The organism is Acinetobacter sp. T_3_1 (assembly GCF_025377055.1).
Lineage (GTDB): Bacteria > Pseudomonadota > Gammaproteobacteria > Pseudomonadales > Moraxellaceae > Acinetobacter > Acinetobacter kookii.
The window spans coordinates 182,328-203,063 of the sequence record NZ_JACHVD010000002.1 but is presented as its reverse complement, the minus strand read 5'-3'; the positions used below and the strand labels follow the sequence as shown (position 1 = coordinate 203,063).

The following is a 20,736-nucleotide window of genomic DNA, read 5'->3' as shown; positions in this document are numbered from 1 at the left end:
TTAAGGCAATACACGGCGCAAGGTGGCAAAACATTGCTCGGCCTTTTCATTACTGCAGAAATTGATGGTCGAGGCATTTTTCCACTGCACGAAATATTGGGAAATCTCTCCAGTCTGATCTTCCTGCAAACCGGAACAATCCTTTTCATTATTGTCATACTTTACTTGCAAAACCAATGCAGACAATAAAGAACGTTCCTCTTGAGCCGGCTGAAAGTCATAAATTCCGGATGACCACTCCTGCCCACTTTTAATAATGACATTGTTATTCGCTTTAAAATTATAATATTCAATGCATTTATTATTGTTGGCCACTTGCATCCCCCATAAGCCCAAAATTTCTGGACGAGTCACAATACGAATGGTATTCGAATTTTCAGCTCGATCCGTTTCTTCTGTTGCCACTACCGCTTGATTGTCATTTGCCATCGCAACAGATGCGCACAATGTAAGTAAAATTGTAAGATATGTTTTTTTCATGCATTCATTCAGTGCTAAAAATCCTTTGCTATAACTTAGCATATTTTTATGAAAAACCAGTATTTATCACCATATTATAACAATATAATTTCGTACTCTAACTGCACAGGAAAGCAAGTGGCTAAGTTGAAAAGAATCAATGCTTTTGGGAGATACTGAAGCAAGCCTCCCACTAATGATGCAGCGGCATCATCAATGTTCATTCGTCTTGAAAATATTTCTATTTAATCGTGAATATAGCAAAATAATTTTTTTAATACTTCTGACTAAGTCACCATCTTAGAGTGACAAGGATGTGATCTTGCATATTGTGCTGACTTCATCTAAATCATTTTCCATACAGCAACAGGTGAATGCCTTTTTTATCCTGGGTGCGGTGGTCCTGATTTGCTGTTTATGCGGGATTTTATCCAGGCCTGTCACCTTTTTAGCCTATCTATGGCCAGCAAATGCGGTTTTGCTAGGTCTATTTTTACGCTTTAAGCATTTAAACATCTGGGGTGGATGGTTAGGTGCATTTAGCGCTTACATGCTGGCAGATTTAATGACGGGCAGTTCTTTGCAACTGACCTTTATTCTTAGCCTCGCAAATCTGATGAATGTCACGGTTTCATTGTTTCTTATCAACTTCTGGACATTGAATTATCGCAATTACAATCAGGGCTTTACCTTCTTATATTTATTTATCATTTGTGCTTTAGGAGGCAGCCTGGTCAGTGCCCTGTTTGCCATAGCTACAGTTCCTTATCTTTCTGATACTTTCATGTCCACGCAACGTCTTGGGGTGGACTTTGGCATGTGGTGGGCCGGTGAAATTGTCAATTATATTACCATTTTGCCAATTATTTTATTTTTTCCCACCCTGAATGAAATGGGTAAAAAATTTAAAAATATAAAGCTAAAACAGTTCCGGTTAACTAAACTGCTCCCGCTGGTTGCCATTGTGATTTCCGTGACTTTCACCCATATTTTCTTTGGACCGGGTGCCTTGCTTTATCCTCTGGCTGCATTAATCTGGGCGGCCTTAAGTTATCCCATTTTTAGCGTTGCCCTGATCAACAGCATTGTCTGTTTAGTGACCTATCATAGTCTGACTTATTTTTACTTATCGGAGTCATCATCGGCATATTTAACCACCACCATTTCGGTACGTATTGGTCTATGTATGCTCGGTTTAGCCCCACTCATTCTTTGCATTATTACAAGTAATCGCCGTGAACTTTACAAAAAAGTGTTACATCTAGCCAATCATGACAGCTTGACCAATACCATAAACAGACGTCATCTTTTTGAAAAAGGTGAAAGATATCTAAGTGAGGCTAAAAGCCATACGGTTTCATTGATTATGCTCGATCTGGATCATTTTAAAAGAATGAACGACCAGTATGGACATCATATCGGGGATTTGGTGCTCAAACATTTTTCGCAACTGGTGGAAGACAATATCCGGACCAATGAACTTTTTGCCCGTATAGGAGGTGAAGAATTTCTAATTCTCCTCATGAATACGACTTTACAGGAAACCCAAACTATTGCTGAAAGAATCCGGATTAAAACCGAGCTAACCCCGATGCAACTGCCTGATGGAGATTTATTGTTTATTACCACCAGCATTGGTATTGCCCATCAAAGCTTGCCTACCGAGCTGAGCTTGCAACATATTATTAATCAGGCAGATCACGCCCTGTATCGCTCAAAAGCTTTGGGACGCAATCAGATCACCATTGCTTCTTGATAAAACCGGTTGCATACTGCCCAGAACCATAGCACAGCAGCAATCTTGTCATTGACCCCGTAGAATGCTGACTTTTCTTTACGGCTTTTTTTTAGCTTTGCTGGATATCTTTCGGTAGCCAGCGCACAAACAGCAAACCAACAGCTGTTGAAAGCCCAGCCAGAACAAAAACCATTTCGCCAGAGATGACTTGCCAATATCTTCCTGCCAAAATGCTTCCTAAAGCCACACCTAAACCCCACATGGTGCTGTACATAGCCTGACCACGACCTTGCTGACCGGCAGAAAAGTTTTGAAAGATAATGCGCATGGCAATCATATGAAACAGGCCAAAACTAAAAGCGTGAATACTCTGGGCTAAAAACTGTGCCATAAATAAATGAGGCAATAGTCCCACAACAATCCAGCGTGCACCGGTCAGGACCAGACAAACACTGACCAGACTGCGCCATGAAAAACGGGTTAAAAAAATATGCGCAAAAGCAAACATAATAATTTCCGCAACCACCCCCACTGACCACAACAGGCCAATTTCAGTGGTCGAAAAACCTGTTTGATGCAAGTAGTTACTATAGAAACTATAAAATGGAGCATGGGAAAATAATAAAACAAATTCAATAGCAAAAAATGCAGCAACTACAGGTCGTTTTAATATCGGCATTAATGGTTCTAGTTTTTGTTGTGATCGCGGCGCTGTGCTGGGTTCTTTAATGCTAAAAGACCAAAGAAAAGCCAAAAATGCAATACACAACAACATTAGCGGCAGCATGGAAATAGGGACAATTTCAAGTAAGGCACCAATACCGAAAACGCCCACAATAAAACCTACCGAGCCCCATTTTCTTACTTTCCCATACAGCTGAGTACGCTTTTCAGCCAGCCAGAACAGCGTAACCCCTTCAAATTGCGCTAAAATGGCATTCTGAAAAAAGCTGAAAATCAGCATCAGCAATGCCACAGACTGGAAGGTATTTGGAATCAGAAAAATCATGAACCAGATACAGGCTTCCATCCAGGTGGCTATACGGACCAACAGCATTCTTTTGCCCGATTTATCGGCAATCCATCCCCAAATGAACGGCGCGAAAAAGCGGGTAATGATTGCGATTGAGGATAACAATCCGATTTCTTGATAATTAAAGCCCTGATCTTCCAGATACAAATTCCAAAAAGGCATGAACGTACCGACTATGGAATAGTAGAAAAAGTAGAATCCTGCCAGTCTATGCTGAATTGAAATAGGCTGCATTACATTGCATATCCTTGCATTATCAATAATTTAGATTCATTTAGGGTTGCATATATTTGCATATAACTGTCTATGCCTGTACTTTAACATTATAAAAAGTCATTAATTTTTAATATTTTATCACCAAGTACAGTACAGGTGAAAAATTAAAAAAGTTGCAACATCATATAAAAAACCGCCCTTTCAGACGGTCTATTTTATATAAGTAAATTATATTTCTGCTGTGGCATCCTTTTCAGTTCAAACAAGCGCAGAAATGGTTTGAACAACGAAAAAAATCAGGACAAAAAACTGGAAAAGTTTAGACCTTAACAGCAATGGTCAAATATATGATTGCTTGCCGGGTGGACATGCGAAGAAATGTCTAAAGCAGAAAAAATAGGACTGAAAGCATGGAAATAAATTTAAGTCAGCCCGAATGAGGGTCTCGCTTTTAAAAAGTAATTTATAGATGTAAGAGATTAAAGCCAAATATAGCATGGTATCTGCCTATTTTTATTTAATTTACAAACTTTGTTAATAGTTCATTCAGAAAGACAAGTAAAAACTGGTACATTAAAAATGGTATTATAAAAAAGAAGGATGGTGCAAGTGATGAAAATTAAAGACCTTGTTCTCAAACTGACGGTGAGCTGCCTATGTTTAGGTTCAACATACGCAATTGCCTCTCCTGAACTTTCCAATAACAGTAAAATTCAAATATCAAATCTTTCCGCTAAAACACCCGGCACCCTATTATCCATACAGGCACAAAATACCGACCTATTTCCGAATGCATCACAACGCTTCCTAATTACCTATCGCAGCCGCGGAATACAGTCGGAACCAATTGTAGCTTCCGGATTTATTTTACTGCCTAAAGGAAAAGCACCAAAAGAAGGTTGGCCTATTTTAGCCTGGGCGCATGGTACAACAGGTGTTGCCGATACTTGTGCCCCATCGAGTGATTATGTGGGTGGACCTGTTCATATATATCAACAAATAGCAGCAAAAGCCTTGAATGCCTGGCTTGCTCGTGGATATGCGGTGGTCGCACCAGACTATCAGGGCTTAGGTACACCAAGCGGACATCCCTATATGAATGCTCAAAGCCAATTGCATACTGTAGTGGATGCTGTAAGGACGACACACCATTTAAAACCTTACAAATTTAATAAAAATTGGTATGTCATGGGGCATAGTCAAGGAGGGGCTGCATCTCTTGCTGTTGCAGCGTATGGACAAAAAGATGCATCCGAACTTAATTTGCGCGGGGCAATTGCCCTTGCTCCAGGCGGTTATCAATATGAAGGAATTGCAGAATATGTAGCAACCCACTCTCAAATTGACACCAGTGTTGCAGCATTTTTTCCAATCGTTCTTCTGGGAGCGGAAGCTGCAGACCCTAGCCTCGCTCCAGCAAATTTAGTTAGCCCGGAAATGGTGAAAATTCTTAATCAGGCACGTAGCCGCTGTTTATCCGAATTACAATCTGATCTGAAGCAAGCACCTAAAACTGTCTTTAAACCGAATGTAAATCTGACACCTTTGACCACTTATCTAAAGAAGCAGTCTATTGAGAATATGATCCCCACTGTGCCAGTTATGGTTGTTCAAGGTGAGAAAGATCAGTTAGTGGATTCACGCGGTACTTATGCCTACTATCAACAAATCTGCAAGATGGAAAAACCTATTGCGTTTTATCCTTTGAAAGAAGGCGACCATCGGGACTCCTTAAGACAAAGTGAATTTTTAATTGGAAATTTTATAAACTCAATTGAAAATAAAAAAAGCTTAAGCACTTGCAGTGCAAAATAGCTTAGATGCAATCTTAAGAATCAAGGTTATACGGGTTATTTATGGAATTCATAGACAGCATTTTGAATATAATGGATGTCTATGAACAGAGAAATTCAACAAAGATTCCTATAGGTCAAATTATTTGAAGAAACCAATAATGCTGGATGAGTTTGTCGGAGATGTGGTATTTCCAGACAGCTTTTACGCAAATGATGGAAACCATATACTGAACAAGGCATTGATGAATTAAATATCCTGCGTAAACGCCGTTAAAATCTTCTAATATCAAGTCAATGAACTGACGGTCTTCATATTAGAAATGCATTGGGCTAGAAATCTTGGGCTCGACCTTTACAAACAGAATGGATGAGGCTTCATGGAATCTCGCTGGCTTTAAAGACCATCCCTAAAGTCTTATCTCCCCCTCAAGTCAAAACGATTAGAAAATTCGTCCTAAAAATGAACGCATTCAAAACATCCCTTACAAAAGGATTTAAAGACCGCTAAATTGAAACGATCTATATGAATCATACACAATTTTTAAATTAACTTAATTGAAAGTTAATTATTTTAAAATCACGCTTTCCAGTTGACTATGATACCTGCAATTGCATGATTTGAAATGCATAATGTCAAAGACCTTAATGCTCTATTGCATTTTTAAAAATCAGTACAGATATAAACGGACTCACTTAAAAATTGCTGTTTCGTTTGAAAAATCCATGTTTATTTTTCGATCAGTTTATGTGGATTATTCGTTAATAATCAAATGAATTGAGAAATTTTTTATAAAATTATCATGTGTTGTTTGTCTCACAATTATCTTTTAGGTAAATCAATTGGAGAAAGCAAATGTTAAATAAAACGATGATCGCAAGCAGCTTCGCTGTCTCTATAGTTTTGGCAGGTTGTACGTCCTCAATGCTGAATCCTTCTACCGAAAGAAATTTAGCGAAATTGCAAAATAAAAACTGGGTGATGACCGAAATTAATCAAATGAATTATAAAGCCGACCCTACCTTATCCGCAGTTCCAACGCTTAGTTTTGGTCACAGCCAACTCAGCGGCAGTGATGGCTGTAACCAATTTATGGGTGGGTATGCCATAAAAGGCAACCAGATTAAATTTTCAAATTTGGTCACTACCGAAAAAGCCTGTTTAAATCCAACCGATTTACCGCAAAAATTTTCACAGGCGTTAAACCAGGTGGTCAGCTATGATGCGACCGATAGTGAATTAAAGCTCTTGGATAACAATCGTCGCGTGGTACTTAAGTTTAAGAACCTTAAATAGAGAATACGGATAAAACTTAGCCCTCATCAGAGGGCTTTTATTGATCAATCCTATTACCTGAATCATTCAAAAAACGCATTCCGCTTAAGAACAGAACAACATGTTATTTATGTTGTTTTTGCGGATTGTTTTGTTGATTAGGTTGTTGCTGCACATTGGACTGCTGGTTTTGCTGATTACCTTGCCGATTCTCTTGTTTTTCCTTTTGTTTGTCGCGATCGCGCTCTTGATTATGCTGGCTCATTTGAAGAGGTTGTTGATTAATCATTTGCATGTCCTTCCTCAATTTAGAATCTACATGAGCTAATCTACTATTTAATCTTTTTTATCCAATCTTAACTTTGTGTCAATTTCATTCAATGTAATTTAGATGCATCTATATGATTGATCTGCAACAAGGCTGTTTTAACCCTCTTAACATTTCTTTATGATATGACCGTTTTATCTAAGACAAAATCTATTCCTCTCCAATCAAATTGGAGTAAGTTAAACTATTCAGAACTGTCATTTTCGCTTGAGTTAACCGCTAAAATGCCTTAGTCATTTTTACCGCATTTTCGACATTCCTGGACGTAGCCGTGCTTGTGATCCCAATTGAATTCATAAACATGAATACAAAAAAGTTTACGAAATGTATTAAGCATATCTTTCACCTCACCTGCCGGTTCAGAAAAAGGATTAATACTTAATAATATGGGTATAATCAGCATAACTTTCAAATAATAAGATCAAAATTTCAGAGCAAGATACTAAATAATTTGGCAATTTTGGACTTTACTGATCTTTATCCATGGAATGAGGAGTGGTGGTTTTATCTTGCTGCGTCGTATCATTATCCTGTTTTTGACAGGCACTTAGACCTAGCATAAGCACTACTCCTATAAATAGCATTTTTTTCATCATCAATCCTTATATTCTTTCTATCAAAATTAAGAATAGAAGAGTTACTGAATTACACGGTTCAATTTTTACAGCAAAAATGTAAAAACGGCTTATTCATTCAATTTTTATTTACGGCTTTTTGAGTAAAAAATCACTCAGGATAGGAAAATTTTTATAATAACTGCCAATATTTCTCTCGATGCTCCACTGTTGATTCGGACCATGAGAATATTTTTTTAAGCGAGAAAATTTAGATCAAAATTTCCCATAAGATCGAATTTTCTGAAGTTTCAACAAAGCCGATTACTTCATCATTTTCATTCAGCTTGGGAATAAACTGATGATTATCCATATCATAATAACCAGCATGATCTTGTGCCTGAGCCAAGGTGACTTCATCGCCTAAAACCTTGTTAATCATTCGTTCTTCGCCTGAATTGGGGTTTCTAATTTTAATCATAACCATTGATCTTCATTTATATTTTGATCTTTATCATAAGAAATTAGAGCTTAAAGTGTGAATTAATTTGTTAGCTTGAATGTAAACTGGTTTAGCTTTTTAGTTTCCAATCTAAAGAGAAAAAAATAAAAAGAAATATCCAAGTGTATCGTTGATAACTTTTTATACATTATGTTATTTAATGTTTGCCTCATCTAAATTCATCTTCTAAAGCTTCTAATATGTTTTAAGCATTTAAAAAAATAGTGAAGCAGAATATGAACAAATATCCTAAAAGCCCATCCATTGAAGTCCAAGCCCATCAACCGGGTATTCAATCGCAAATGCATCCCCAGCCCGAAGTCATCAAACCCAACTATCAGGGAAGCAATAAATTAAAAGACAAAGTTGCCCTGATTACGGGGGGTGATAGCGGCATTGGCAGATCAATCGCCGTGCTGTTTGCACGCGAAGGTGCAGATGTTGCCATATGCTATCTGGAAGAAGATGGAGATGCGGAAGAAACCAAGAAAATGGTAGAACAAGAAGGTCGCCGTTGCCTGCTGTTGAAATGCGATTTGCAACATCACGATGAAATAAGCAAGATAGTTGAAAGAACGCTGCAAAAATTTCAAACCATCAATATTTTAATTAACAATGCCGGCGTTCAGTACCCGCAAAAACATATTACAGATATCAATACCCAGCAACTTTTTAAAACCTTTGAAATCAATATACTGGCTATGTTTTATCTGACCCAAATGGTGATTCCGTATATGAAACAAGGCGATGCAATCATCAACACCAGCAGCATCACCAGTTATCATGGCCATGATCTACTCATCGATTATGCAAGCACCAAAGGTGCAATTACCTCATTTACCCGAAGTCTATCCACAAATTTATTGAAAAATAAAACCGGAATTAGAGTCAATGCAGTCGCTCCCGGACCGATCTGGACACCGTTAATACCAAGCAGTTTTGATGAAGAACAGTTAAAAGATTTTGGTAAGACCACGCCGATGGGACGCATGGGACAACCCAGTGAAGTGGCTCCTGCTTACTTGTTTCTAGCCTCGGATGAAGCAAGTTATATATCAGGACAAGTCATTCATGTTAATGGCGGTAGCATTATTAATGGCTAAAGCATTTAAAATTACCGGTTGGAATTTTATTTAACCATTTAGCCTGTAAGAATAATTTGAATCATGATGAATCAAATCCACACCAAACCTTGACATATTATTACCCACCATTCATTTTTTTTTGCTTAAATGAATGAAGCTGTAAATTCAAAGAGGGATTCATTATGCCTAGAGGCGATAAATCATCTTATACTGCCAAACAGAAACGGCAAGCCAAACATATTGAGGAAAGTGAAAAAGAGCGTGGGCTTTCCGAGGAGGATGCTGAACGCATTGCTTGGGCTACCGTAAATAAGCAGGATGGTGGTGGCAAGAAAAAAAGACACCATTAATAGTTATTTATAGTTTTATAAAGCTCTTTCATCAGAGCTTTATTTAATTGACCCACCTATCATCAAGCTATTTTACCATTTGTCGGATAATGTCATTACAAAAATAATATAACAGCATGATTATTATTAGCTTTAGAAAATATATGCGTCTGCTGTTCACAATTTTTAAAGATTCCCATGAATCTACTCCTTTAAAATTCTAATTTACCCGTCAAAGGGGTGATACAGATGACACTCTATTGCATTAAAAAGAATCAGCATTTTCTCGCTTATCGAGATCAATTTGATGACTGCCATAATTGGCAAATGTCTGACCTGGATTTAGCCTTAGCAAGCCCATGGTACTGGACGACCGATAAAAATGTAGCAAAAATTTTTATCACACAAACTGAAGCAGAAGTTTTTCTAAATACCTATTATGGAGAGTCTTTTATCCAGGCAGAAATAAACTTGTACAGATATGAATACGATGAACTTTAATTTGTCCCCCTATCTATGATCTGCCCGACAATTTTATTTAAATAGCTGTTTATTGATCAAAATAGCCGGGCAGCTAGAACTTATCATCAACGACATTACAGGTTTGAATACCAATAGTGCTAAATTTGTAAGAATGAGGAAGCCAGCCCATGTTTTTTGCTGTAATGAGGATCAATAAAAATAGGAACTGACCTATGTGCGCAAATTTTGAAGCAATTAAAAAAAATAGAGCATTTCTTCTCGGTCTTTCCGAGCCACAGTTCCAATATCCTGACCATATTTATCCCTTATATGATGCCCCAATTTTAATTCATGGTGCAGATCGGCCAGAATGGGACCTTGCCAAATTTGGCTTGATTCCTTCGTGGGCAAAAGAATTAAAATATGGTCGTCATACCTACAATGCACGAACTGAAACCGTGTCTAGTAAGCCCAGTTTTCGTCATGCCTAGCATAAAAATCAGTTTGCTCTTGTACCTGTCGATGCGATCTATGAACCCAAATATATAGATGGCAAACCGCACTGGTACGCCATTTTTCGTAAAGATGAACTGCCCTTTACCCTCGCTGCCATATATGAAAATGCAGTAATTGAAAACAGGCAAGTTCGCTCCATGAGCCTTCTGACCATCATCCCTTTATGCGTCAATTTCACACACCCAAAGATGAAAAGCGCTCAGTCATTGTTATTCCCGAAAATGCGAGAATGGACTGGTTGAATTGCCAATATAATGAAGCGAGTCAATTTTTCTTTGAAATGCAGAATGAATATGTTGCTGTCCCTAAAAATCGCGCAGTCATGACTCGACTTTAATGTTCACTATTGATCGTAAGTCATCATTACATTCATTTTAAATGATAAAAATCAGGCCTATTTAATTTAAAAATTTTTCTCAATCATTATTTTCTTCAACTTAAAATGATCAAAAAGAGAGAACATCGAATACTGAGTTTCGCTATAAATTTTAATAAGACATAAATTTTTTTCTAAAGCTTGATATTTATGCACTAAGGTAAAGTTGCTTAAAGATTTGTTCCCTTTTGCATATATATGGCGCGAAAGATGAGAGAATGTCTTAAATTAGAAGGTGCAAGATTACCGCTATATAGGAGAGGTATGAAATGACTACTATGAACGTAAATGACATTACCAAACATGCAGATGTAATTGCTTCAGATGGTCAAAAAGTAGGAACAGTAGATCACCTTCAAGGTACAGATCAAATTAAGTTAACAAGAAATGAAGAAGGTAGTCATCACCTTATTCCACTTTCATGGGTAAGTGAAATTAAAGAAAATCAAGTGATGCTTAATGTGGATGCCGAAGAAGTCAAAAGTCATTGGATTACTGCTTAAACAGTTTAGAACACCTTGATATAAGCCCTTTCTTCGCTCTGGAGGGCTTATTTAAATTTGATCCCTTAAAATTTAACAATATTAAAACAGCTTGAGCTGACCAGCTCTATTTAATTATACTAAAGCTTAAAATATTATTTTTCTGATTTTAATGTTTTTAATAGCCTTTTTTATTCTATAAATTTCTTTATATTTTATATTTAAAAATCAGTTTTTCATAAAATTAAACCTATTTTTATTTAAAATTATCTTTACATACCCAAACTTCACCATCTATACGTACTCGGTCCGGTCCAATCAAATCCAATCTATGACCATAATAATTGGTCAGATTGAGAAAATTTCCATTCTTGTCGTAATTCGCCCATACACCTCGTTGAATATCCGGGCTATCGAGTTTATAAAATGTAATGAGTTTCTGTGGATATGTAGTTACTATATTATTCATTTTACCTGACCTTGTTAATTAGCAAAATAAGGTACATCCTCTTCAATAAAGAATACCTCACCTGTAGAATTCAAAATCCATTGATTGGTGCCCATCATTTTTGTCAATTGTTCTTGGGATGAATCATATACATTCATCAAATGATTCTCCTCATCATATTCCCCCGTATAAATTACGGTGGGTGATGTATCGAAATCCTCATTCATTTTATGGGCTTTTACAGGTCTGATATTCATGATTAACTCCTTTTATGTTTAAAGGGGCTTCGCTCCCTTTAAACTTCAATGACCATAGCAATGACTCCTGTTTTATTTTTCATTTTGAGACTGCTTTTCAGTATCTTTCTGCTGATTATGCTTATGGTCTTGCTGTGGTAAATGATGGGGTTGTTTTATCGGTTGATTCCTTTGATTCATATCTGTTTGATTTTGAGATTTTGACTTAGACATAACACTATTCCTTCTTGTCATTATTTGATGCCAATCGATTAACAACAATTAACGGCCTAATTATTTATCACTCTATCAGCATATACCCAAGTTAACTGAATAAAAACAATGATGATGTATCAAAATATAATATTACAATAGTAATACATTAATAATATTAAACATCCTGACTAAACAAAAAAATTACTCAATTACTAAATAAATTATTAATACATTATTTTTAATAGTAATCCACATACAATTCCAACACATACATAAAATTCAATATTTTATATAGATTTTAAATAATATTTATTTCACAAAATCTAAAACAATACATAAATAAACATGCAAACAAAACCTCTATATTCATCAGTTTATTGATAATAAATTCTATTATTTGATTAAAAAAATAGAATGTGTAATTAAATTATTAAAAGCCCCTAATGACTCATCCTTAATTCCTTGGCTAGACCATAGAAAAACACTAGCAAGTCAATTTTTACAAAGGATGTGCACTAAAAAACCCATCGTGAAGATGGGTGTTTTATGAAAGATAAATGCGAAAATATCATGATTTAAGCTGGTACAGTGTCGGCAATAGCTTCACGCGACCACACCCGATGATGACGAATCAGGGTTTTAAACTGTTCCTGTACAGCGGTAAAATCCTCTGCATTTAAAGTCCCTTCGTCATGCGGCAATTTCAGCTCATGTAAAAGTTTTTGTTTGTCGCCCAACAATACAATCGGTTTCAGGTGCTTATAGGCCTCCAGCAGATAATGTTTTGTTACCCCATCTTTTAAAGCTTGCGGGTAATTATCACCATCTACAAGGACGACAGCATCATAGGCAATGGAAGGCTCAGCTTTTTGCATGCCATCTGATGCAACGGGAGACTGCTGTTGATTAAGCACAGGGCCCGGCGTTGGGGTCAATATATGCGCAACAGCTTTTTCAGCCTTAGCCCATTGCTGAATCGCGTTAATATTGGCTTGACTCACTCCATCATGAACCAATACGGCTATTTTTTTAGCTTGAATATCTTCAGGAATAAACGCCGTCATAGTAAGACGCGCCGATTTTTCTACTGAAGAAGTTTTTGCCGGATTTTGTGGGGCAGTGACTTCTATACCCAGGTTTTTACCCACCTGTTGAGCCAGATCCAGATCTATATTGGCCAACACTTCCTGCACTTCGCGTTGGCGGATATGTGGACGTTGTACCTTACTCAATTCGAAGGTGTATGCATCCACCACATGTTTTTGTTCATGCGGCGCCAAGCTTTGATAATAGAGACGTGCTTGCGAGAAATGATCTGAAAATGATTCACTGCGCTGACGAATTTTTTTACCGTCTATGCGTTCCTGATAGCTCTCGAAACCGCCTTCCTGGGCAGCAGGCGGAGTTTCGGTTGGCCAGTTGTTATCAATCGAATTGGGTTGGTAGGATGCCTGACCGCGATGAATAAAGCTTTGATGCATGGCATCACGCTGGTTGTTATGAAATGGACAAACCGGTTTATTAATGGGCAATTGATGAAAGTTTGGCCCACCTAAGCGACTCAGCTGGGTGTCGGTATAAGAAAATAAACGTGCCTGTAGCAAAGGATCATTGGTGAAATCTATACCGGGTACAATATGGGCCGGGCAAAATGCCACCTGTTCAATTTCTGCAAAAAAATTATCGACATTACGGTTCAGTACAAACTTGCCAATTGGCGTGACCGGAACCAGTTCTTCCGGAATGATTTTTGTTGGATCAAGCAAATCGAAATCAAACTTCATTTCATCTTCTTCAGCGACAATTTGAATACCGAGTTCCCACTCCGGATAATTCCCCGACTCAATCGCTTCATATAAATCCCGACGGTGAAAATCCGGGTCTTTCCCTGACAGCTTTTGCGCTTCATCCCACAGCAGCTGGCTTAAACCCTGTTTTGGTGTCCAGTGGAATTTGACAAATATGGCTTTACCTTCAGCATTGATCATACGGAAAGTATGGACACCAAAACCTTGAATCGAGCGCAAATTACGGGGAATGGCCCGGTCCGACATCGCCCACATCACGGTATGGGCAGACTCTGGTACCAGGGAGACAAAATCCCAGAAAGTATCATGGGCTGACCCGCCGGTTGGCATTTCAGTATGCGGTTCCGGTTTGACTGCATGTACAAAGTCTGGAAATTTAATACCATCCTGCACAAAGAAAACTGGAGCATTATTGCCGACCAAATCGTAATTGCCTTCCTGCGTATAAAATTTAATCGCAAAACCGCGAATATCCCGCACGGTATCGGCAGAACCGCGTGGGCCTTGTACGGTAGAAAAACGTACAAAAATGGGGGTCTGTATATTGGAATCGGTCAGGAAGCCCGCTTTGGTATATTGTTCATTGCCCGGATAAGCCTGAAAATAACCATGTGCCCCTACACCACGCGCATGCACAATTCGCTCAGGGATACGTTCGTGATCAAAATGGGTGATTTTTTCCCTTAGGATAAAATCTTCCAGTAAGGTCGAACCTCGTACACCTGCCTTTAAACTGTTTTGATTATCTGCAATCTTTACGCCCTGATTGGTGGTCAGTGCATGATCAGTAGCATCACTGCGTGAAGCATCTAACTGCTGGGTTTTTGCACTTTCATTCTTTTTGTCTAAAGCATCGGTGCCTGCAACTTCACTTTGCTTAGCTTTATGATTCATATTTACGCCTCTTTTCTATTCCATTAAACATGTGTTTGATAAAATGAATGCGATGATCAATAGACATTCGCCTTTATGATTGAAGTTAATGAGTAAACTTCTGATTGCTTAAAAAGGGAAACAGGTAATCGGCAAAACGTTGGGTACACCAGAGACCTGTTTCATGATGATGGGCATGAGGAGCTAAATAAGGCAGCAGTTTATTGATCTTCATGGCCAAATTGCCGGTTTCATAAATCTGGTGCTGAATATCTTCCAGTTCCCCATCGGATAAAAAACTGAACATAAAATCAGTTTGATCTTCCTGTTCAAGTTGGATTCTCCGAGCATTTAAATCAGCATCTGGAGCAGATTCACCGGCAATCCAGTCATAAATGATCTGCTTTTCAGTAGCCGTAAATACGCCAAACATTTTTCCATCTTCCTGGCTAATCAGCTTCCAGAAGCGGCTTTCTTCTGGATTTCTACCCAGCCTGATCCATTTTTTATCAATGAGTACATCAACAAATTCTTCCACTGACTCGGGTGATGCAAGCCAAGAATTAATGGTTTTGTTATTAAAGGTGCATTTATCATTGTGAATGACATTACCGACCAGGGCTTTGCGTTTTAAAATCTTAATCACCAAAGTGTCTAGATTTAGGTTCTTGATAATTTGCCTTGAGGACAAGCCCTTATCACTCAAAGCAAAACCGGCCTTCATTTTTTCTATAAAAGACCGCTTATCATTGAATTTACTGTAAATTTTTTCAAATGCTTTAATGGATAAATTTGCATGTCCATTATCAATATTGTCGATGGTAATATGCAGATTGAAATATTTTGAATCTATACCTAATTCTTGCAGTTCATAGTTGGTGATCAGCAGATGTAACGGAAGTTGCTCATAGGCCAGATTAAAGCCAATGATTTCCGGAATGAACTCGGGGGGCGCATAAGCCAGCGCGAGTTGAATTGCAGCTTGATGATAATATTCATCCTCCAGATCCAGTACAAAATGTTCCAGTCCTAAATTGATAATAAGATCATTAAATAAGCACACATGATTAGATTTGGCTAAGCCCAAACCCAGCTCTTCCAGATAAATCTGTATTAGATCCCTGAAAACGGGATCATTCCAGTAATGGGTAATGCTAAATAACCAGGAACCGTCTACTTGCTTTACAGGCGCAACTTTAATCAGAAACTCGAATGCCTGCCCCACATTTTTAAAATATTCTCGCCCTGCCCCGCTATTTCTTCTTTCTAAATAGGCTTGGTATTCAGCACATTGAAGCTTATTATTCTTTAGAATCCAGTCTTGGATTTTACTGACATCAGCGGGAAAATCGATGGAATTATAATTTAGATTTTGAATTTCTTTTTTTAAAAAATATGAGGATTTTCTTTCCTTTTCCTGAACAGGAACATCTCCATTAAGAAAAAAATTAACCAAATCAAAATAATTCTGATGATTTTTATCTACTGATTCTAGCGGCTGTTTTTTTACTGCTACTGGCATTTTTATTCTCCAAGCGGTAATTAGCATATAACCTTAATCTACTTGCGATTCATGAAAAAACCCTATAATTGTTATTCATTCGTTTAATTTATGTTGGTTCAATAGCAATCAAATCTGATTAATCAAACAGTTAAAATTATAATCATGCTTTAAAATGAGAAATGGTTCTCTTTTTAAAATATTTTATTGTTAATATTTTATTTATTATCTAAAATAAAAATATGATATTAAAATAAAGTGAAGAAATATGACTACTCAATGCTGTAAATTACTGGCTAAAAAAAAATTAAAAGTGACTTTCATTGAAAGTGCTTCAGCAGGTTATTTGGCTTACCGTTTTTCACTCACCCCATTTTCTGGCGAAATCTTAAATGGAGCTCTGGTATGTTATGATTTAAAAGTCAAAGAAAAAGTACTTAAGATATCTCCCAAGCTCATAAAAAAATATACTGCAGAATCTATTGAAATTACTGAAGAATTAGTAAAAAAAGCAAAGAATATATTTACCTCGGATATATATGTTGGATGTACTGGATTACTCAAACCCGGCGGTTCTGAAACTCCAGAAAAACCTGTAGGAACTTTTTTTTATTCAATTTTATACAAAAACAAAATATATAATTACCGATGTTTATGTAAAGGAAAGAAAACAGAAAAATTAAACAAGCTTATTCAATCCATATGTAAAAGCCTCATTAAAATTATTAAAAAAATTTAAATTAATATAATTAAAATTTAAATTTGTAAATATGAGGCTTTCCAATAAACCATATATTTCATGGATATAATATATAAACGAATCATTATAATTACATTTCAAACATTATGTAACATCCCTTTTATTTTTTAATGAAATATTCATGCTAATAATAATTATATCTGGTTAAACAGATGTTATTAAAAAATATATATGAGGTGTAGAGATGACTAATCCAAATCAACCCCAACAACAAAATGATCAGCAACGCCAACAGCAACAACAGAATGATCAGCAACGCCAACAGCCTGGTCAGCAGCAAGGCAACATGCCACAACAGCAACAGCAGAATGATCAGCAACGTCAACAGCCTGGTCAGCAGCAGGGCAACATGCCACAACAGCAACAACAAAATGATCAGCAACGTCAACAGCCTGGTCAGCAGCAACAACCTAACCAACAGCAACAGCAAAATAACCCGCAGCGCCAACAAACTGGTCAGCAGCAAGATAACCTGCAACAACAGCAGCAAAATGATCAGCAACGTCAGCAAACAGGTCAACAGCAAAATTTTAGACAAAATCAGAATGACCAAAACAATCAACAGCAATAATGCGTTGATTGAACATTCACTTTCACATTTTAGATTGTGAAATTGTCTTTCATTGCTTGGCTATTGATTCAAAAATGAGGAGCTACACAGAATGACTGATCCCACTTTAGAAAATCAAAACCGTACGTCAAATAGTGAATCTGATCGGTATTGGCGTGAAAATTATACCAGTCGACCTTATTATCAAGATTTACAGCGTGATATTCCCGATATTGATTATGACAAGGATTTATCCTCTGCTTATGAATTTGGAAAACATTCACGTTCTGAATACGGCGAAAATGCCCGTTTTGAAGACTCGGAAAATGATCTTCAAAGTAAATGGGAGCAGTTTAAAGCGAACTCTCGCTTAAAGTGGCAACAAGCGAAACATGCCGTAAAAGATGCATGGGATAGAATGTAAAGGAATGAAAAATTTCCATTTAAATTCTACTCGTTAAAAAAGCACCCTCGGGTGCTTTTTTGTGCAATACTTTTCTGATTAATTAAACATTTGTCCAAATGCATAGATTACAAACATCAGCATCAGTGCAGATGATGAAGTTACAAGGAGTTCTATTGTTTTCATAACCCACTCTCACTTCCTTATCGTGGAACACTCTTTATACACTGAGATTTTTTGTCAGACAATAACAATTATTGACATAAATGTATCAAAAAATACTAAAAATATAAATATCACATTTTAAAATCTACACTTTCTCTTATCACAAATACAAAAATTCATTGCAAAATATGTCTCTTGTTTTTACAGCAGTTTATTTATTTAATATATATCTATTTTTCAATGATTTAAAATTTAAGAATTTAACTTTTTCAACTTTTTTATTTACATTCAAATATTCAGATCCCCCTATATAATTGAACTTTCCTGTTAATTTTTGCTACTCATTTTTAAGGGTTTTAGAATCGGATTTAAATTTTTTTACAACTTGTAGACTTTCGCTCTTCTTCACTTACTGCTGCCTAAAGGTCCATCGAGCAAACATTTCCCGATTTGTTCAACAGTCAAGCTCAAGTAAAATTTTCAGGCATTAAAAAACCGCCTTGAAGACGGTTTTGGTATTGTTCTCACTCTTACACGGCATTTACATGGGCATTAAGCCGGAACATTTCATTTACGCCCGTATAGAAACTGCGGCCATCAAGATTCAACTCAATTTCAATACCGGATTCAAGCAAGACTTTTTTGCCTACTTCAACCCATTTAAAGCCATCACGGGTATTTTGCATTTTTTTCAAAGGAATCAGCGATACAACAATTTCACGGCCATTTACAGATTTTGCAACTAAATTTTCAGTTTTATTCAACATTTACACCAATTTTTTAATACAGATAGAAAAGCCACCATTGGCATTTCAAAATAACAACCTTAACTTGGGATCACTCAAATGAGCGGAGATTACTCGTTTACTAATTTTGAACGAGAACATTTTCATGTCAGTTTTATTGTTGAAATTATTATAACAGAAATATTGATTTAAGATACATTAATATATCAGTGTTATGAATTACAATTGTATTTAAATATTTCAGGTTTTTTAGCCCTCACTATCCTTAGAAACCGAGAAATGCAGGAAGTTATTGATATACCCTTAAATAGTCTGCAATCAAACGTGATGCCCAAGATTCCGGTTGTTTAAAACCTTCGTAAAAAATACAGTGGCTACCTTTTTTAGTGGTCACAACGACAATATTCGGCATCTTCTGAAGGGTTTCCTTATAAGGTTCCAGATTCCGGATATGACACACAGGATCATCTTCCGCATTTAAAATCATCAACGGAATTTTGACATTTTCGAATACATGAATCGGATTGGTAGCCTGATTATAGTCTTCAAAACTGCTATAGCCTGCCAGTTCAAAATAATGAGATTGAAACTCCAATAAATTCCTGGAAGCCAGCACTTTGGGCAAGGAAGCGGTTTGTTGCCATGTTTCGCTATAAGGATGAATAAAGGATTCAAATAGTTTTTTCGTCATCACTTTACTATAGAAAGGATGCACATTTTGAAAACCCAGTTCAGTGTCATAACCGGGACACAATGCAAATGCTGCCTTGAACGGTGTTTGCTCGCCTTGTTCTCCTAAATAGCGGACCAATAATCCGGTGCCCGCAGATGAGCCAACCGCATACAAGGTGGAATCTGGAAATTTGCTTTGAATATACTGAATCTGTTCACGCAAATCATCGGTCGAACCAAACATGGAAATTTTGGGAACAGGCAGCGGTAAATTAGCATGGCCACGGCGCAAACATAAGGCTACACGCCATCCAGTATGTCGATGCAAGTCACGGACCAGTTCGGCCATACTTTCCGGTGTACCCGTCAAGGTAGGCATCAGCACAATGGTGGGCGTATCTGCAGCAACATGAAGGCCATACCAGGCAATGGCGGTGACCCCACCATCAGGCATCTTGAGATGTTCGATCACATCATATTGGAGTTGCACCGCTTTTTTTTTGATTAAGTCAAAATAGATCAGATGCAGATGTGTATTGGACAACCACGGGGTTGGGCGGTATTTCTGTTTGAGTTGGGGCAAAATTTCAAGCATCTGCCCTGCTTCACCTTGTGGATCATAGTACAGGGTAGGTAATTCAGCCCCTGTCACCTGATCGACAATTTCTTGCACCAACTGACTGATTTTATTGAGCACAAACTTCATATTCGGTTTACCTCAAAAATGATGTAACGCAAAATACTTAGTACATGTCACTCCATTAACAGCATATATCTTTACTATACTCTTTATACTTTTGGTATAAAAGCAGCCATACGTTGCCCCATCTGTGCCGCCAATGCTTCCAGACCACTCTTCGGACGCAGCATCACTTCAAAATCAATAATTTGACCTTGTTCATTCAACTGAATCATGTCGATGCCTTTAAGTTTTTTCTCACCGACATTCGCAGAAAACTCCAGTACCACATTCATGCCATCTTCGGTATAGAATTCGCGGTGGTACCTAAAGTTTTCAAAGATCTGAATGACATTACTCAGAATAAAAAACACCACCTGTTTGCCCGGATAAGGTTGATAGGCGACTGGTGAACGGAACACCACATCTTCAGCCAGTAATTCATTTAAAATAGACATGTCACGTGTTTGCAGCATGGCGTGCCAACGTTTAATGGCCTGTTTTGTTGTTTGAATGGTCATTGAGGCTTC

The 20,736-nt window shown here is 37.3% G+C and carries 22 protein-coding genes and 1 pseudogene; 11 read left to right on the top strand and 12 right to left on the bottom strand.

From position 1 onward, the window contains the following. On the bottom strand, nt 1–480 hold the full coding sequence (locus tag H4I94_RS03570) for a hypothetical protein (RefSeq protein ID WP_261181489.1): 480 nt from the start codon (nt 478–480) through the stop codon (nt 1–3). Nucleotides 481–781: 301 nt separating this feature from the next. On the opposite strand from H4I94_RS03570, the gene H4I94_RS03565 reads away from it, so the two are divergent. Then, complete coding sequence (locus H4I94_RS03565; protein WP_409976744.1) at nt 782–2,215, top strand: diguanylate cyclase; 1,434 nt, start codon at nt 782–784, stop codon at nt 2,213–2,215. Between the two features lie 91 nt (nt 2,216–2,306). Here H4I94_RS03565 and H4I94_RS03560 read toward each other — a convergent pair whose 3' ends face one another. After that, nucleotides 2,307–3,464: an MFS transporter gene (locus H4I94_RS03560; RefSeq protein WP_261181488.1), complete on the bottom strand. Its 1,158-nt coding sequence runs from the start codon at nt 3,462–3,464 to the stop codon at nt 2,307–2,309. A gap of 591 nt (nt 3,465–4,055) precedes the next feature. Between H4I94_RS03560 and H4I94_RS03555 the strand changes: the two genes are divergently transcribed. Both H4I94_RS03555 and H4I94_RS03550 read left to right on the top strand, forming a co-directional pair. Then, nucleotides 4,056–5,261: an alpha/beta fold hydrolase gene (locus tag H4I94_RS03555; protein WP_261181487.1), complete on the top strand. Its 1,206-nt coding sequence runs from the start codon at nt 4,056–4,058 to the stop codon at nt 5,259–5,261. 834 nt (nt 5,262–6,095) lie between these two features. Then, nucleotides 6,096–6,536, top strand: coding sequence for an META domain-containing protein (locus tag H4I94_RS03550; RefSeq protein WP_092818141.1), 441 nt, complete (start codon nt 6,096–6,098; stop codon nt 6,534–6,536). Between the two features lie 103 nt (nt 6,537–6,639). Here the strand turns inward: H4I94_RS03550 and H4I94_RS03545 are convergent, their stop codons facing one another. From H4I94_RS03545 to H4I94_RS03540, 3 genes are all read right to left on the bottom strand, one after another. After that, nucleotides 6,640–6,804, bottom strand: coding sequence for a hypothetical protein (locus tag H4I94_RS03545; protein ID WP_171259612.1), 165 nt, complete (start codon nt 6,802–6,804; stop codon nt 6,640–6,642). 506 nt (nt 6,805–7,310) lie between these two features. After that, nucleotides 7,311–7,427 carry a hypothetical protein gene (locus H4I94_RS16280; protein ID WP_409976746.1) on the bottom strand — a complete coding sequence of 39 codons (117 nt, stop codon included), beginning with the start codon at nt 7,425–7,427 and terminating at the stop codon, nt 7,311–7,313. Between the two features lie 241 nt (nt 7,428–7,668). Continuing rightward, the gene (locus H4I94_RS03540) at nt 7,669–7,878 is read right to left on the bottom strand and encodes a hypothetical protein (RefSeq protein ID WP_131274402.1); all 210 of its coding nucleotides are present in this window, start codon (nt 7,876–7,878) and stop codon (nt 7,669–7,671) included. Nucleotides 7,879–8,135: 257 nt separating this feature from the next. On the opposite strand from H4I94_RS03540, the gene H4I94_RS03535 reads away from it, so the two are divergent. The 5 genes and pseudogenes from H4I94_RS03535 to H4I94_RS03515 all read left to right on the top strand — a co-directional run bounded on the left by H4I94_RS03535 (nt 8,136) and on the right by H4I94_RS03515 (nt 11,170). Beyond that, nucleotides 8,136–9,002 (top strand): glucose 1-dehydrogenase, encoded by an 867-nt coding sequence (locus H4I94_RS03535; RefSeq protein WP_092818143.1) that lies wholly within the window; start codon nt 8,136–8,138, stop codon nt 9,000–9,002. Nucleotides 9,003–9,166: 164 nt separating this feature from the next. Beyond that, nucleotides 9,167–9,334: a hypothetical protein gene (locus H4I94_RS03530; RefSeq protein WP_092818144.1), complete on the top strand. Its 168-nt coding sequence runs from the start codon at nt 9,167–9,169 to the stop codon at nt 9,332–9,334. A 228-nt stretch (nt 9,335–9,562) separates the two neighbouring features. Next, nucleotides 9,563–9,814 carry a hypothetical protein gene (locus H4I94_RS03525; RefSeq protein ID WP_092818145.1) on the top strand — a complete coding sequence of 84 codons (252 nt, stop codon included), beginning with the start codon at nt 9,563–9,565 and terminating at the stop codon, nt 9,812–9,814. A 194-nt stretch (nt 9,815–10,008) separates the two neighbouring features. Then, nucleotides 10,009–10,628 (top strand): annotated as a pseudogene (locus H4I94_RS03520) (SOS response-associated peptidase). A gap of 308 nt (nt 10,629–10,936) precedes the next feature. Further along, complete coding sequence (locus H4I94_RS03515; protein ID WP_092818147.1) at nt 10,937–11,170, top strand: DUF2171 domain-containing protein; 234 nt, start codon at nt 10,937–10,939, stop codon at nt 11,168–11,170. A gap of 462 nt (nt 11,171–11,632) precedes the next feature. Here H4I94_RS03515 and H4I94_RS03510 read toward each other — a convergent pair whose 3' ends face one another. The 4 genes from H4I94_RS03510 to H4I94_RS03495 all read right to left on the bottom strand — a co-directional run bounded on the left by H4I94_RS03510 (nt 11,633) and on the right by H4I94_RS03495 (nt 16,252). Then, on the bottom strand, nt 11,633–11,854 hold the full coding sequence (locus H4I94_RS03510; protein WP_092818148.1) for a hypothetical protein: 222 nt from the start codon (nt 11,852–11,854) through the stop codon (nt 11,633–11,635). Between the two features lie 72 nt (nt 11,855–11,926). Further along, nucleotides 11,927–12,067: a hypothetical protein gene (locus H4I94_RS03505; protein ID WP_165493318.1), complete on the bottom strand. Its 141-nt coding sequence runs from the start codon at nt 12,065–12,067 to the stop codon at nt 11,927–11,929. 557 nt (nt 12,068–12,624) lie between these two features. Continuing rightward, nucleotides 12,625–14,751: a catalase HPII gene (gene katE, locus H4I94_RS03500; RefSeq protein WP_261181486.1), complete on the bottom strand. Its 2,127-nt coding sequence runs from the start codon at nt 14,749–14,751 to the stop codon at nt 12,625–12,627. Between the two features lie 85 nt (nt 14,752–14,836). Next, nucleotides 14,837–16,252, bottom strand: coding sequence for an iron-containing redox enzyme family protein (locus H4I94_RS03495; protein WP_261181485.1), 1,416 nt, complete (start codon nt 16,250–16,252; stop codon nt 14,837–14,839). Nucleotides 16,253–16,499: 247 nt separating this feature from the next. Here H4I94_RS03495 and H4I94_RS03490 point away from each other — a divergent pair, with 247 nt between their 5' ends. The 3 genes from H4I94_RS03490 to H4I94_RS03480 all read left to right on the top strand — a co-directional run bounded on the left by H4I94_RS03490 (nt 16,500) and on the right by H4I94_RS03480 (nt 17,965). Then, nucleotides 16,500–16,970, top strand: a complete 471-nt coding sequence (locus tag H4I94_RS03490; RefSeq protein ID WP_092818152.1) for a CinA family protein — start codon at nt 16,500–16,502, stop codon at nt 16,968–16,970. A 205-nt stretch (nt 16,971–17,175) separates the two neighbouring features. Beyond that, a complete protein-coding gene (locus H4I94_RS03485) occupies nt 17,176–17,562 on the top strand; it encodes a hypothetical protein (RefSeq protein ID WP_261181484.1) in 387 nt (128 codons plus the stop codon). Nucleotides 17,563–17,653: 91 nt separating this feature from the next. Then, nucleotides 17,654–17,965 carry a hypothetical protein gene (locus tag H4I94_RS03480; protein ID WP_092818153.1) on the top strand — a complete coding sequence of 104 codons (312 nt, stop codon included), beginning with the start codon at nt 17,654–17,656 and terminating at the stop codon, nt 17,963–17,965. A 674-nt stretch (nt 17,966–18,639) separates the two neighbouring features. Here H4I94_RS03480 and H4I94_RS03475 read toward each other — a convergent pair. The 3 genes from H4I94_RS03475 to H4I94_RS03465 form a co-directional block, all read right to left on the bottom strand. After that, nucleotides 18,640–18,873, bottom strand: a complete 234-nt coding sequence (locus tag H4I94_RS03475; RefSeq protein ID WP_092818936.1) for a hypothetical protein — start codon at nt 18,871–18,873, stop codon at nt 18,640–18,642. Nucleotides 18,874–19,144: 271 nt separating this feature from the next. Beyond that, complete coding sequence (locus tag H4I94_RS03470) at nt 19,145–20,233, bottom strand: YheT family hydrolase (protein ID WP_261181483.1); 1,089 nt, start codon at nt 20,231–20,233, stop codon at nt 19,145–19,147. An 83-nt stretch (nt 20,234–20,316) separates the two neighbouring features. Next, on the bottom strand, nt 20,317–20,727 hold the full coding sequence (locus H4I94_RS03465; protein WP_261181482.1) for a nuclear transport factor 2 family protein: 411 nt from the start codon (nt 20,725–20,727) through the stop codon (nt 20,317–20,319). Nucleotides 20,728–20,736 lie beyond the last annotated feature (9 nt).

Coding starts and splice junctions, on each gene's coding strand:
- H4I94_RS03570 (WP_261181489.1), bottom strand. CDS start 480: ATGAAAAAAACATATCTTACAATTTTACTTACATTGTGCGCATCTGTT.
- H4I94_RS03560 (WP_261181488.1), bottom strand. CDS start 3,464: ATGCAGCCTATTTCAATTCAGCATAGACTGGCAGGATTCTACTTTTTC.
- H4I94_RS03550 (WP_092818141.1), top strand. CDS start 6,096: ATGTTAAATAAAACGATGATCGCAAGCAGCTTCGCTGTCTCTATAGTT.
- H4I94_RS03545 (WP_171259612.1), bottom strand. CDS start 6,804: ATGATTAATCAACAACCTCTTCAAATGAGCCAGCATAATCAAGAGCGC.
- H4I94_RS16280 (WP_409976746.1), bottom strand. CDS start 7,427: ATGCTATTTATAGGAGTAGTGCTTATGCTAGGTCTAAGTGCCTGTCAA.
- H4I94_RS03540 (WP_131274402.1), bottom strand. CDS start 7,878: ATGATTAAAATTAGAAACCCCAATTCAGGCGAAGAACGAATGATTAAC.
- H4I94_RS03535 (WP_092818143.1), top strand. CDS start 8,136: ATGAACAAATATCCTAAAAGCCCATCCATTGAAGTCCAAGCCCATCAA.
- H4I94_RS03530 (WP_092818144.1), top strand. CDS start 9,167: ATGCCTAGAGGCGATAAATCATCTTATACTGCCAAACAGAAACGGCAA.
- H4I94_RS03525 (WP_092818145.1), top strand. CDS start 9,563: ATGACACTCTATTGCATTAAAAAGAATCAGCATTTTCTCGCTTATCGA.
- H4I94_RS03515 (WP_092818147.1), top strand. CDS start 10,937: ATGACTACTATGAACGTAAATGACATTACCAAACATGCAGATGTAATT.
- H4I94_RS03510 (WP_092818148.1), bottom strand. CDS start 11,854: ATGAATATCAGACCTGTAAAAGCCCATAAAATGAATGAGGATTTCGAT.
- H4I94_RS03505 (WP_165493318.1), bottom strand. CDS start 12,067: ATGTCTAAGTCAAAATCTCAAAATCAAACAGATATGAATCAAAGGAAT.
- katE (WP_261181486.1), bottom strand. CDS start 14,751: ATGAATCATAAAGCTAAGCAAAGTGAAGTTGCAGGCACCGATGCTTTA.
- H4I94_RS03495 (WP_261181485.1), bottom strand. CDS start 16,252: ATGCCAGTAGCAGTAAAAAAACAGCCGCTAGAATCAGTAGATAAAAAT.
- H4I94_RS03490 (WP_092818152.1), top strand. CDS start 16,500: ATGACTACTCAATGCTGTAAATTACTGGCTAAAAAAAAATTAAAAGTG.
- H4I94_RS03485 (WP_261181484.1), top strand. CDS start 17,176: ATGACTAATCCAAATCAACCCCAACAACAAAATGATCAGCAACGCCAA.
- H4I94_RS03480 (WP_092818153.1), top strand. CDS start 17,654: ATGACTGATCCCACTTTAGAAAATCAAAACCGTACGTCAAATAGTGAA.
- H4I94_RS03470 (WP_261181483.1), bottom strand. CDS start 20,233: ATGAAGTTTGTGCTCAATAAAATCAGTCAGTTGGTGCAAGAAATTGTC.
- H4I94_RS03465 (WP_261181482.1), bottom strand. CDS start 20,727: ATGACCATTCAAACAACAAAACAGGCCATTAAACGTTGGCACGCCATG.